At 68.3% G+C, this 12,718-nt stretch carries 13 protein-coding genes; 5 read left to right on the top strand and 8 right to left on the bottom strand.

What is annotated here, in order from left to right:
* Window positions 1–125 precede the first annotated feature (125 nt).
* Window positions 126–302 carry a hypothetical protein gene (locus ABD210_RS01315; RefSeq protein ID WP_344107661.1) on the bottom strand — a complete coding sequence of 59 codons (177 nt, stop codon included), beginning with the start codon at window positions 300–302 and terminating at the stop codon, window positions 126–128.
* 230 nt (window positions 303–532) lie between these two features.
* Between ABD210_RS01315 and ABD210_RS01320 the strand changes: the two genes are divergently transcribed.
* The 4 genes from ABD210_RS01320 (at window position 533) to ABD210_RS01335 (ending at window position 4,699) form a co-directional block, all read left to right on the top strand.
* Window positions 533–1,828 carry an NsdA family TPR-like regulatory protein gene (locus ABD210_RS01320; RefSeq protein WP_344107663.1) on the top strand — a complete coding sequence of 432 codons (1,296 nt, stop codon included), beginning with the start codon at window positions 533–535 and terminating at the stop codon, window positions 1,826–1,828.
* A gap of 25 nt (window positions 1,829–1,853) precedes the next feature.
* The gene (locus ABD210_RS01325) at window positions 1,854–2,393 is read left to right on the top strand and encodes a GNAT family N-acetyltransferase (RefSeq protein WP_344107666.1); all 540 of its coding nucleotides are present in this window, start codon (window positions 1,854–1,856) and stop codon (window positions 2,391–2,393) included.
* Window positions 2,394–2,472: 79 nt separating this feature from the next.
* Window positions 2,473–3,378 carry an oxygenase MpaB family protein gene (locus ABD210_RS01330; protein ID WP_344107669.1) on the top strand — a complete coding sequence of 302 codons (906 nt, stop codon included), beginning with the start codon at window positions 2,473–2,475 and terminating at the stop codon, window positions 3,376–3,378.
* Between the two features lie 112 nt (window positions 3,379–3,490).
* Window positions 3,491–4,699 carry an ROK family transcriptional regulator gene (locus ABD210_RS01335; RefSeq protein WP_344107672.1) on the top strand — a complete coding sequence of 403 codons (1,209 nt, stop codon included), beginning with the start codon at window positions 3,491–3,493 and terminating at the stop codon, window positions 4,697–4,699.
* Between the two features lie 82 nt (window positions 4,700–4,781).
* Here the strand turns inward: ABD210_RS01335 and ABD210_RS01340 are convergent, their stop codons facing one another.
* The 6 genes from ABD210_RS01340 to ABD210_RS01365 form a co-directional block, all read right to left on the bottom strand.
* Window positions 4,782–5,378, bottom strand: coding sequence for a ParA family protein (locus ABD210_RS01340; RefSeq protein WP_344107674.1), 597 nt, complete (start codon window positions 5,376–5,378; stop codon window positions 4,782–4,784).
* Between the two features lie 146 nt (window positions 5,379–5,524).
* Window positions 5,525–6,487: an ABC transporter substrate-binding protein gene (locus tag ABD210_RS01345; protein ID WP_344107676.1), complete on the bottom strand. Its 963-nt coding sequence runs from the start codon at window positions 6,485–6,487 to the stop codon at window positions 5,525–5,527.
* Complete coding sequence (locus tag ABD210_RS01350) at window positions 6,481–8,442, bottom strand: ABC transporter permease subunit (protein ID WP_344107678.1); 1,962 nt, start codon at window positions 8,440–8,442, stop codon at window positions 6,481–6,483. The genes ABD210_RS01345 and ABD210_RS01350 overlap by 7 nt, the downstream gene beginning before the upstream one ends.
* Entirely contained in the window at window positions 8,442–9,497 is a 1,056-nt protein-coding gene (locus ABD210_RS01355) for a quaternary amine ABC transporter ATP-binding protein (protein WP_344107680.1), read from the bottom strand. Before ABD210_RS01355 ends, ABD210_RS01350 begins: the two co-directional genes overlap by 1 nt.
* A 245-nt stretch (window positions 9,498–9,742) precedes the next feature.
* Complete coding sequence (locus ABD210_RS01360) at window positions 9,743–10,201, bottom strand: group II truncated hemoglobin (RefSeq protein WP_344107682.1); 459 nt, start codon at window positions 10,199–10,201, stop codon at window positions 9,743–9,745.
* Window positions 10,202–10,237: 36 nt separating this feature from the next.
* Window positions 10,238–11,167: an aminoglycoside phosphotransferase family protein gene (locus ABD210_RS01365; protein ID WP_425552601.1), complete on the bottom strand. Its 930-nt coding sequence runs from the start codon at window positions 11,165–11,167 to the stop codon at window positions 10,238–10,240.
* A gap of 55 nt (window positions 11,168–11,222) precedes the next feature.
* Here ABD210_RS01365 and ABD210_RS01370 point away from each other — a divergent pair, with 55 nt between their 5' ends.
* Window positions 11,223–11,987 carry a hypothetical protein gene (locus ABD210_RS01370; RefSeq protein WP_344107688.1) on the top strand — a complete coding sequence of 255 codons (765 nt, stop codon included), beginning with the start codon at window positions 11,223–11,225 and terminating at the stop codon, window positions 11,985–11,987.
* 37 nt (window positions 11,988–12,024) lie between these two features.
* Here ABD210_RS01370 and ABD210_RS01375 read toward each other — a convergent pair whose 3' ends face one another.
* Window positions 12,025–12,702 (bottom strand): class I SAM-dependent methyltransferase, encoded by a 678-nt coding sequence (locus ABD210_RS01375; protein ID WP_344107690.1) that lies wholly within the window; start codon window positions 12,700–12,702, stop codon window positions 12,025–12,027.
* Window positions 12,703–12,718 lie beyond the last annotated feature (16 nt).

Below are 12,718 nucleotides of genomic sequence, written 5' to 3' on the forward strand. Positions count from 1 at the left end.
AGTGCTCCGGACCGCACCTCGGGTTTCGTCCGGGGCTGAGGAGTGCCCCGGACCTTCATTTCGCTACTCCTGGACGTGAGGAGACCCCAGGAGCAACAGCCGGGTCTGAGGAGGACCCGACGGGCTCAGTTGTCCGTGATGTCCTGCGGCCCGAGGATGTCGTTCGTGACCCGGAGACCGGCGAACCGCCTCCGCATCGCCTGCTCGTAACGCGCGGCCAGCGGCGCCTCCGCGACGTACTGCGCGATCACGTGCTCGCCGAACCAGACCCGAACTCTGCGCCGGTGCTGTCTCGACGTCATCTCCGCGATTGTCACTACTTGCTCACCCCGTAACTCTCAGGCCTTGCAACCAGTTGGACTTACTGGTTGTCATGGCAGTAATGGTGCACAGACCGAGCGTGACCGCTCTAGGACCTGGACCGGACCTTTCCCGGACCTCTTCAGGACCTCTGGCGGACAAAGGAGGTCTGCACCTTGTCGTGAGGCATTCAGTCGAGACAACGTCTGACCTGACGTGAACGGGAGGAACGATGGCGGGGAGGTATACGCCAAGAACGGTTCTTGCGCACCTGATCCAGCGCCGGAACCAGACCTACTCCGAGATCGTCGCCGAGTTCGTCGAGCTGGGTGGAACCATCACCGAGCGGCACCTGCGGCGCCTCGCATCGGGCGAGCGTGCAGGCACCACTCCACAGACCCGGCGCACCCTGCAACGCATGTTCGGCAAGCCGGTCGAGGAGCTTCTCGCCCCGTACGTCCCCGAGCAAGCCGGGCAGATGGTGCCGGCGTCTGCCTCGAGTGGACGGATCACGACAGGTAATGAGATGGAGGTTCTCGACATGGCTGCCAGCCGTGCGCGGGCATTCGCCCTCGCGGCCCAGACCGGTCTCGGTAGCGAGGCTATGGAACAGGTGTACGACGATGTGAGACACGTTGCGAAGGCCTACCCGCAGCGCCCGCTACCGGAGATCCTCGGACAGCTCGTCGAGACCCAGGACCTTGTCTTCGCACTGCTGGAGAGCCGGCAGCGCCCGGAACACCTGCGGCAGCTCTACTTCCTCGGCGGCGTGACCGGTGGTCTGCTCGCCAAGGCGTCCCACGACCTCGGCAACCCGCACGCCGCCCTGACCCAGGCCAGGACGGCCTTCCTCTGCGCCGACAACGCCGACCACCACGGGCTGCGCGCCTGGGTCCGCGGCCTGCAGTCACTGGTGTCCTACTGGGCCGGCAACCCGCACGACTCGGTGCGCTATGCCCAGCTGGGCGCCGGCTACGCCGAGCAGGCCAACAGCACCACCAGCGTCTGGCTTCCCGTCAGCGAGGCCCGCGCCTGGGCCGCGCTGGGCAATGCGGACGCCACCCGGGCCGCGCTCGAGCGGGCCGAGAACGCGTGGACCTCGGTCCAGGACGACGATCTCGACGAGATGGGCGGCCTGTGCACCTTCGGTCGCAACCGGCAGCTGTACTACGCGGCCGACGCGCTCGCGTGGTTGCCGGGTGAGGTGGACACCGCCGAGCGGTACTCCCGTCAGGCAGTGGACGCCTACACCGACCAGTCGCACCCCGAGTGGGCCTTCGGCGACGCCGCCGGCAGCCACGCCGCCATGGCCATCACCCGGATCGCGAACGGTGAGCTCGACGGGGCGGCCGACGCGATCGCGCCGGTGCTGGGTCTCCCGGCCGAGCGCCGGATCAACGGTGTCGTCCACTCGGCCCGCCGGGTGCACCAGGCCCTGCGGCAGTCCGGCCGGGCCGACGATGCCCGCGAACTGCAGGAAGAGATCGAGACCTTCACCCGGACCCCGATGCAGTCGTTTCCCCGCTAGACCTCAGGTCGAATAACCTCCACGAATGGATCCACTCATCGGCGACGGCACCAGCCTGCGCGAGTTCCGGCTCGACGACCTGGAGGCCTACCTCGCCATCGTCGGTGATGACCGGGTGACCAACTGGCTGTCCTTCGACAGCCGCGACCGGGCCGCCGCCCAGAAGGCGCTCGGCAACCTCGTCGAGCGCGCCCAGCACGAAGATCGTCCGGACTATCTGCTCGCCGTCACCCGCCCTGACGACGACCGGATGGTCGGCTTCGTCCGGCTCGGGCCAACCGGCGTCCAGGCCGCTCACCTCGGCTATGCGATCGCCGCGGACCACTGGGGACACGGTTACGCCACCGACGCCTGTCGAACAATGCTCCGGTTCGCCTTCGAAACGCTGGACCTGCACCGCGTCAGTGCCGCGATCGGCCCGGAGAACCTCGCCTCGATCGCGGTCGTGAAGCGTCTCGGCTTCACCTACGAAGGCCGCATCCGCCACCACGTCTTCACCAACGGCGGCTGGCGCGACTCCCTCCTCTATTCCCTCCTCGCCGACGAATGGGCCGGCAGAGAGTAGCGGTTCACGCCTCTACCCGGGTCCGGTGTCCTCGGACGTCCGTTGACGGGGGGCTTGGAGTGGTGGGCAGACTGGTTTCATGGCCGCCACCATTCCACCGCTGACCCAGGGCATGCTCGAGCCGCTGAGGGACGGGCTGGCCCGGATGATCCTGACGAAGGTCGCGGGACCGGATCCGGGGTCCGAGCGGGCGCGGGTTCACAACACCCCTGGCCTTAGGTGGTTCGAGCCGGACCGGCCGATCCGGCGGGTGCACGGAGACGCCTCGATGTTCGCGGGCGGACTACGCGCTCTGCTGCTCCAGTCGCTGCACCCGCTGGCGATGGCAGCGGTCTCGGCTCACTCCGGGTATCGCGGCGACCCGTGGGGCCGGCTGCAGCGGACCAGCTACTTCCTGGCGATCACGACGTACGGGGCTGCTCAGGACGCTGAGGCGGCGGTCGAGCGGCTGCGTGCAATCCACGAGCGGGTTCGGGGGACCAGCCCGGACGGGCGGCCCTATCACGCGTCGGATCCGCACTTGCTCAAGTGGGTTCACGTGGCCGAGGTGGACAGCTTCCTGGCCGCACACCAGCGGTATGGCGCTGCGCCGCTGGACGCCGCCGAGCGGGACGCGTACGTCGAGGACATGGCTCGCGTGGCTCGCCGACTTGGTGTCGTTGACCCGCCAACGACCGAGGCGGAACTCCAGCAGACCTTGGAGGAGTACCGGCCCGAACTGCGGGGAACCACCGAGGCAAGGCAAGCGGCACGCTTCATCCTGGTCCATCCACCGGTGCCGTGGGCCGTGCGTCCGGCGTACGGGGTGTTGACGGCGGCTGCGGTCGGGCTGCTGCCGCGGTGGACCCGGTGGCCGCTGCGGTTGCCGTATCTGCCACTCGCGGAGAACACGATGGTGCGGGCGGCCGGCGAGGGGCTGACTCGAACGATCCGCTGGGCGCTGGCCTCGCCGACCCTGGCAAATGTCGACATATCACCCAGTTGAGACCCGGCTTGAACGGCTGCGCGACGGGCTGATCCTGCGTCACCGGCCGCTCACCCCGGACGCGTGCCCTAGTTATCCGGCGAGTGAAGCTTCCAGGCGGTAGTTTGCTCTCATGCCGAAGCCGAACCGTCCGCTGCCGTTGGGTACGCCGGCGGGGGTCGAGGTGCTGACCAAGATCCTCACCCAGGGGCCGATACCGCGGGTGCAGATCGCGCGGCGTACCGGGTTGTCGCAGGCCGCGGTGACCAAGGCGGTCGCGCCGCTGATCGACGCCGGGTTCGTCACGGACCACCCCGCGGTGACCGAGGAGACGGTTCCGGGAAGATCCGAGCTCGGCATCGGGCGGCCTGTCAGTCCGCTCACAGTGGTCGCCGACAGCGTCTCCGTGATCGGGCTGAAGGTGACACCGACCGATCTGATCGGGGTCACGACCGACTTCAAGGCGGGGATCCGGGCGGTCCGGCACCGGCAACTGCCGGACACGTCGGTCGGAACCGTCCTCGAGCGACTCGCTGACCTGGCCTCGGAGCTGATCGGAACGCTGGAGGACAAGACCGATCCGGCCGGGCCGTTGGTCGGGATCGGCGTCGCGGTCTCCGGCGACGTGGACGCCGGACACGGCTACGTGCGGGATTCGCCGTTCATGGGCTGGCGGAACGTGCCGGTGGCCGAACTGCTGGGCGAGAAGTTGGACGTACCGGTGGTGGTCTCGAACGACGTCCGTGCGCTGACCGTGGCCGAGCACTGGTTCGGCGTGGGCGTGGATGCCGACTCGTTCGCGGTCGTGACGATCGGATCCGGGGTCGGCTGCGGGCTCTACGTCAACGGTGAGGTGGTGCAGGGGGCGCATGGCGTCTCAGGCGAACTGGGACATCTGCCGTTGGCGCCGGGCAACCTCGTCTGCACCTGTGGGCGTCGTGGTTGCGTTGAGACCGTCGCCTCGTCGGATGCGATCCTCGCGCGGATCAGGGAGACGACCGGACAACCCGAGCTGGATCTCTCGGGGGCGATCCAACTCGCTCACCGCGGTGACGCGCACGCGAGAGAGGCCTTCGACCGGGCCGGTGAGGTGATCGGCTCCGCGCTGGCCGCGATGGTGAACCTGGTCGGACCGGAGCTCGTGGTGATCGCCGGCGAGGGTGTGGCGGACTATGACCTGTACGACCAGCGGATGCGGCAGACGTTCGCGGAGCATGCGTTCGGTGCCGCGGGCGACTGCCGGTTGATGCTGCGCTCGCACACGTTCGACGACTGGGCTCGCGGCGCGGCCGCCACGGTGATCCGCTCCTACGTCCGCGGCGAATCTCCCTTCAAACGCTGACCATGCAATGAGCGGGCAGTGACCGGGCAGGGCTCAGCGTCCTTCCACCTATGAGGCTGGAAGGACGCTCGAACGAGCCAGGTCAGCTGCGGGCGGCTGCCAGGATCTTGCGCCAGACCTTGCGGTAGGCCTCCAGGCCGTCCTCGGCAAGTGGGCCCATCGGGCCGGCCGTGATCGACACCCGTTCCGGGATCGTGCCCCAGACCGGGATGCCCTCCTCGGCGTACTGCTGCATGGCTTCGGCGTAGCTGCGGGTATAGGTCCGGGCCGAACAGATCACCAGACCGACCGGCGTCCCCTTGGGGACCAGGTCCAGCACCGCCTTCACCCTGGGTGTCTCGACCCCGCCGATCCGGGTCGGGATGAGGACGATCCGGGCGCGCTCGAGGGCCTTGTTCAGGAGCCGCTCGTGCGACGGCGGCATGTCCACCACGCCGATACCTTCCGGCGGCACCTTGTCCAGCGCTTTGGTCAGGAGGCGCTCGGTCGGCGCCTCGGCGATCTCGATCCTGGCCAGGTGCTCGTCGTCGGAATTGTCGACCCAGTCGGCAGCGCTGCCTTGTGGATCCGCGTCGACCAGGGTGGCCGTGCGACGGTTGGAAGATGCCAGCGCGGCCAAGTACACCGACGTGGTTGTCTTCCCGACCCCGCCCTTCAGTGCAGCTGTCACGATGATCATGAAACCGACGCTACCCGGTTTTGTCCGAATTCCGGCGTGTCGTCGGCGTTGCTAAAGCGCGCCGTGATAGTTGCCGACGGCCTCGACCAGGCTCAACCCGAAATCCAGGCCGTCCCCTCGCCTCCGCGCGGGGACGGCTCCGGGGCCTACTTCCCGAGCCAGGCGTCGACCTTCGGCTGGTTGTCCTTGACCCACTTCGCGGCGGCGGCGTCAGGGGTCAGCTTGTCCTCGGCGATGTACTTCGCGACCTGGTTCTGGTCGGCGTTGGTCCAGTTGAACTTCTTCACCAGCTCGTACGCCGGGCTGCCGGAGTCCGCGAACTTCTTCGACACGATCTTGTCCAGGTCGTACGGCGGGTAGTCACAGGCGACCTTCTGCGGATCGGTGTCGCAGCCGGCCTTGTACGGCGGCAGGTCGATCTTCACCATCTTCAGTTCGTCGAACAACCACTGCGGCTCGTAGAAGTAGGCCAGCAAGGGCTTCTTCTGCGCCTCGGACTGGCGGAAGGCCTGGATCAGCGAGGTCTCGCTGCCACTCTGGACGACCTTGTAGTCGAGTCCGAGGTTCTTCACCAGCGCCTCGTCGTTCGTCACGTACGACGGGTCGCCGTCGAGCAACTGCCCCTTCCCGCCGGACTCGGAGGTCTTGAACATCGCCGCGTACTTGTCGAGGTTGCGCCAGTCCTTCAGGTCCGGGTACTTCTCGACCATCCAGGGCGCCACGTACCAGCCGATCACACCCTTGACCCCGGTGGATCCGGCCTCCACGGCGACCTTCTGCTCGGTGATGTACTTCTTCTTCAGGTCCTCGTGGCCCCAGTTCTCCAGGTTCGCGTCGATCTCCCCGGTGCCGAAGCCCTGCCAGGCGATCTCCTCCTTGAGGTTCTTCTTCACCACCGTGCAGCCGAGATCCTTGGTCGCCACATAGGCGACCACGGCCGCGTTCGCCTCGTACCCGACCCAGGGGCTGACGGCCAGGTTGAAGGTGCCGCAGTCCTTACCGCCGGCGGCCGGTTTGTCTGCCTCGCCCACCTTCGCCCCGCCACAGGCGGTCAGGGCCAGCGCCAGGGCGGTCAGCACCCCAGCTGAGCGGAGCTTCTTGGTCACCACAGGTTGTCTCCTCTGACTGTTCCTCTGAACTTCCGTGTACGCCGGGCCGCGGCCTGCGTGATCCGGTCGAGCATGACACCGACCAGCACGATGGCGAGCCCTGCGGCCAGTCCCTTGCCATACAGCTCGCTCTGCGCGAACCCGGCGGCCACGTCGTACCCAAGTGCACCAGCGCCGACCAGGCCACCGACGACCACCATCGACAGCACGTAGATCAGGCCCTGGTTCACGGCCAGCGTGATCGCCCGGCGCGCGACCGGGAGCTGCACCTTGCTGATCACCTGCCAGGTGCTGGATCCGACCGAGTTCGCCGCCTCCACCGTCGCGACCGGGACCGCTCTGATGCCATCGGCAACGATCTTGGTGGTCACCGGTACGGCGAACACCACCGCGGCCGCGATCGCGGTGAACCGGCTGGTGCCGAACAAGGCGAGGAACGGCACCAGGTAAACGAACGGCGGCATCGTCTGGCCCGCGTCGAGCACCGGCCTCACCCAGCTGTCCACCCGGTGGTTCCGCCCGGTCCACACGCCCAGCACCAGCCCGACGGCGACCACCACGACCGTCGCGAGCAAGGTCGCCGCGAGCGTCACCATGCTGTCGTGCCACACTCCGGTCGCGACCAGGAGGACGAGGCAAACCGCTGCGGGCACGGCAGCACGCCAGCTCCCGAGCAAGGCGGCCAACGCCACGATCACCGCAGCCACGAGCCACCAGGGGGACTCGGTGAGGAGTGCCTCCAGCGGGTTGAGAATCCCGTTGGTCACGGCGTCGCGTACGCCATACGTGAAGCCGCCGAAGACGTTCTGCACCCAGTTGGTCACGTCGTCCGCCGCCGCGGCGATCCGCGGGCCGAGGTTGATGTCGGTGGGGAACTCGGCCGCCCAGACATAGGTCCGGGAAAACCAGACCGCGACGAGTGCGGCCGCAGCGCCTGCGCCGAGGAGCACCTTGCGCCGCACACTCGCAGTACGCCAGGGTCTGTCGCCGGCCGCGGTGGTCACGCGGTCGAGCACGATCGCGAGCACGACGATCGCCAGGCCGGCGTTGAAGGCCGCGCCGACGTCAAGCGTCTGCAGCGCCTTCAGCACGGTCTGGCCCAGGCCGGGCGCATCGATCAGAGCAGCCACGGTCACCATCGACAGTGCGGCCATGATGGTCTGGTTGATCCCGACCACGACCGTACTGCGGGACATCGGCAGCAGGACCTTCACCAACGTCTGCCCGCGCGTGGATCCCAGCGATCGCGCGGCCTCGACGCTTTCGGACGGCACCGAGCGGATCGCGTGCGCGGTGAGACGCACGACGGGGGGCGCAGCGTAGATGAGGGTGGCGATGGTCGCGGCGGCCGGGCCGATCGCGAAGAACAGCGTCAGCGGCGCAAGGTACACGAACGTCGGCAGCGTCTGCATCAGGTCGAGCACGAGCGTCGCGACCTTGAACGCGCGGTTCGACAGACCTGCCCAGATGCCGAGCGGGATGCCGACGAGCAGCGACAGCAGCACGGCCGCGAGAGTGAGCGAGAGCGTGTCCATGCTCTCCTGCCACAGCCCCTGCAGGCCGACGAACGACAGCCCTGCCGCGGCCAGCAGCGCCACCTTCCAGTTCCCGAAGGCCCACGCCAGGTACGCCGAGACCGCGACCACACCGAGCCACCCGATCACGGGCACAGGACGCCCGTACGACGGCTGGGCGAGCACGTTCTGCAGGACCATGACGAGGTGGTCGACAGTGATCCGGATCCCGTCCAGAACGGCGTTTCCGCTGCCGAGGAAGTCCCGGTGGTCGGTCAGCCACCGGTGCAGCCCGGTGGTCTCCTGACCCCCGATCGTGAGCGTGTCGATCCCGCGCAGCACGAACCACGCGGCCACCCAGGCGACCAGCAGCACGCCGATGACCACGACCCGCCGCGGCCGGCGGACGCGGATCTCCACCGAGCCGGTGATGGAGGCCATCAGGCGTCCGCGACGACGGCGAGGATCTCCTCGTCGCCGATCACGCCGAGCAGTTGCCCGTCAGCCACGACCTTCACCGGGCGGTCCGACTCGAGCACCAGCCTGGTCGCCTCGCGGACGAGCACGTCCGGGCCGAGCTCAGGGCCGTCCAGCTGTTCCCCGGGGCGCGGCTCCCGGACGATCCAGCGCAGGGTGAGCACGTCGGCCCGGGGGAAGTCGCTGACGAAGTCCCGGACGTAGTCGTCGGCCGGAGCTCCGACGAGCTCGTCGCCCGTGCCGAGCTGGACCGCGGCGCCGTCGCGCATGAGCAGGATCCGGTCGCCCAGTTTGAGCGCCTCGGACAGGTCGTGGGTGATGAACACCATCGTCTTGCCGACCTCGCGGTGCAGCCGGACCACTTCGGTCTGCATCTCCCGGCGGATCAGCGGGTCGAGCGCGGAGAACGGTTCATCGAACAGCAGCACGTCGGGGTCGTTGGCCAGCGCCCTTGCCAGGCCGACACGTTGCTGCATGCCACCGGACAGTTGTTCGGGGTAGAACTGCTCGTTGCCGGTCAGGCCGACCAGGTCGATGACCTCCTGGGCACGGCGGCGGCGGTCCGGCTTGCTCTCGCCACGCACCTCCAGACCGTAGGAGACGTTGTCGATCACCTTGCGGTGCGGCAACAGGCCGAAGTGCTGGAACACCATCGAGAACTTGCTGCGCCGCAGCGTCCGCAGCCGCTTCTCGTCGGCCGCGCGGAGATCCTCGCCCTCGAACACGATGCTGCCGGCTGTCGGCTCGATCAGCCTGGTCAGGCAGCGGACGAGTGTGGACTTCCCTGATCCTGAGAGCCCCATCACGACGAACACCTCGCCGGGCGCCACGTCGAAGCTCAGGTCGCGGACCGCCGCAGTACAGCCGGTCTTGGCCAGTAACTCCGCGCGCCCGAGCCTCGCAAGATCCGCCCGGTGTGGAACGCGAGCCGGCTTGGGACCGAAAACCTTCCACAGCCCCTGAATCGACAGCAGCGCCTCAGACTCCTGTGAATCGGGGTACTCGAGCTGAGCGGTCACAGTGGTTCACCCTCGCATCCCCGTCCACCGGGTTAGTCATGAACCGCGACAATATCGAAACCCAGGATCCACAGTTCCCCCACGGTCTCTGACACTTCAAGCTTTACCCGCCCCAAACACCCCCAACACCACCACCAACCCCAGCAGACCACGCCACCAACACCACCCACAAGCCGCGCACCACAGCCAGACCAGGCCGGCGCACCACCAACCCGCAGCCGCGGGGGGCGCCACGCCGTACCGGCTCAGGGTTGGTACGGCGGCGCCTCGCCCCAGCCCCAGCGCGGCACCGGCGCCTTCGCCGGCGGGGTCGAGCCCGGCTGGGAATTCGCGAGGGCGATCCGGGTGCCCCACTCCACGTAGGCGACGAAGGCCGACCGGAACTCCGGATCGTTCGGCAACCCGGCAGGATCAGCACTGGCCGCGATCAACACCGCCCACCGGGCCCGCTGCTCCTCCGTCAGGGCCAAGCCAAGATGGTGCGACAGCATCGCCGGATATCCGCCCAGCTCTTCGGTGTACCGCTTCGGTCCGCCGAACACCTCGCCAAGCCAGGTCGCGACGTGCTCCCGGTGCTGGTCGCTCATGTGCGCGAACACCGGCGCCAGCAGCGGATCCTCCAGCACCTTGTCGTAGAACACCTCGGTGAGCCGCCGGAACGCCTCCGCCCCGCCCGCCCACTCGTACACCGTCGGTGTCGTCATCCCCAACCTCCTCAAGATTGCAGGGTAATCATGTAATCAGGTGGTCGGGTCCATCAGGGCCTCCGCGATCGCGACCTGGACAGGCTCGATCCGGTGCTCACCGTCCTCGAGGTCCCACAGCACGTTCTGCAGGATCCGCCCGAGCGTCCAGCCGACGGCCCGTTCGCGATCGAGCCCGAGCACCCCGACCATCAGCTCGAACCGCCGCCGGATCGCCTGCGGTAGATCCCCGGTCGCGACCAGGTCCTCCCACCGGTTGTTCATCGCCGCGAACAGCTCGAAGCACGGATCACCCGCCAGCGGTTTCGGGTCGATCACCAGCCAGGGTTCGCGGTCAGCGGCGAGCACGTTGTCGTAGTGGAGGTCCCAGTGCAGCAGGCGATCGCCCGACTCGGGAAGCAACTCGACCACCCGCGCCACGCACCGGCGTACGAGGGACCGCTCGGCGGGATCGCCCAGCAGCGGGATCATCCGAGGAGCCTCTTCGACCATCGCGCCGGCGACATCAGCCAGTCGCCGCAACTCGGGCGGAGCCTGTACTGCGGTCAGCCGGGCGAGGAGTTCCGCCAGAATCCGCGTGGCCTCAACGTGGTCGGGTAGCGACGACAGCGACTGCGGGTGGAGGCGTTCGAGCAGCAGCGTGGCGGTCGAGGGGTCGTCTTCGAGGACCCGGACCACGCCGTCACCGTTCCACGTGCGCAGACCGACGGCCTCCCCGACGTTCTCGTCGTTGAGCGGCTGCAGCTTCAGCATCGCGCCTGTCCCGTCCTCGCGAACCACCGGCAGCACGAGCGACGCAGCGCCGTACAGGGACTCACCGGCAAGCGTGAGCGTCCACCTGTCGAGGTAGCCCGCGGCAAGCTCGGGCAAGGAGTTCAGCCACGGCAGCGCACTCGCGTCCTTGCTGTGGGTCTCGATCAACGCGGCCGGTACGGCGAACTCGGGCGACACGGGGCTCCTCGACATGGCTGACGAATCCCGACAGTAGGACGTCAGGCGATTGTGTGCTTGGGTTTTCCCCGTGAGTTCAGTGGAAGCGCCCGATCCCGTGGGCGAAGTAGCCCGCCGGCATCGCCGGGCGCAGGTTGCGGTGGCGCTCGTCTATCTCGGGATCCCGGTGGCGCTTCTGGCGGTGACTGTGTGGATCGGCAGCGCCAGGACGCCGTTCGCCTGGCCGGCTGTGGCGTTCCCGCTCGCGTTGCTGGTGCTCGGGTGGTTCCTGCGCGGTCGGCATCGCTATCAGACGGGTCGGTGGACCGCCGTCGGTGCGTTGTTCGGCGGGATCTCCGTGCTCTACACGGCCATCTACTCCTTCGTGCTCGACGTCCCCGCACTCACGGTCGCTCTCGCGATCGGCACCGTGTTCGGAGCGTTCCTGGGCGCGTTCCTCGGGCTGTCCGCCCAGCGCGCGATCCTGGCACCGGTGCTCCCGGACCTGGCGACCACGCCGTACGAGCCGGTCTTCAATCTTCGCGGCATGCTGTTGACCACACTGACCATCGGGACCACCTCGGTCACGGTGCGCGGACGGACGGTCCGGGCGCGTGGGATCCCGGGCGCGGGCCGGCGGACCTATCCGCTCACGGCGATCACCGGGGTCTATCCGGCTTCTTTGACCGGATCCGAGCGGCTGAAGTTCCCGATCGCGCTGCCGGCGCCTCCGATCTCGTCGGCCGGACCGGCGATGATCCTGCAGGCCCAAGGCGAGGACTGGGTGCTGCCGCTCGACCAGGGCCCGGCCATCACCGAGTTTCTCAACCGCCGCATCTCCGCCGCCAAGTCCTGACTGTCAGCCGCGCGCGGGCCGTCAGCCGCGCGGTTTGTCAGCCGGCGCGTTCGTCGGTCCAGCGCATCGCGAGAGCGAAGCCGAGGTCTTCGTACTCCGCGCCCGGGAAGACGCTGTCGTAGACCTCGCGGAACTGCCGGCGGGACAGGTAGACGTCGCTGAGCAGGTGTTCGAGCCAGGGCTTGCTGTGCCAGAAGCGGAGCTCGAACCAGGCGTCGCGCAGGCCGATCCGGCGCACCTCGGCGGGGAAACCCCAGACGGCGGGCCAGGTGTAGACCTCGCGGGGAGGCGTCGGGTAGAGGTCGCAGACGTTGTCGACCAAGGCGACCGTGCCGCCTGGGCGGACCAGGGACTTCAGCTGGTCGAGGCCAGCCCGGTAGTTCGGGAGGTGGTGCAGCATCGTGTGGCTGTAGACGAGGTCGAACCCGTCGTCGTCCAGCTCGAAGAGGTCGGCGACGCGGTACTCGACGTTCGGACGGGGGCGTTTGGCGCGGGCGATCGCGATCATCGGTTCGCTGAGGTCGACGCCCAGGACGTGGTCGAAGTCGTCCGCCAAGCGCGCGGCCGCCAGGCCCGAGCCGCAGCCGACGTCGACGGCTCGTTCGCCGGTGAGACGAAGGCTGGTGATCCAGGAGCTGTTCTGGCCGGGCTGCAGGCTGACAAAGCGGTCGTAATCCTCGGCGAACCGATCGAAGAGCGCTGGATCAGCAGTCATGGTCCGTACGACGCCG

Origin of the sequence: Kribbella alba, from assembly GCF_039529635.1 — a bacterium.
GTDB lineage: Bacteria > Actinomycetota > Actinomycetes > Propionibacteriales > Kribbellaceae > Kribbella > Kribbella alba.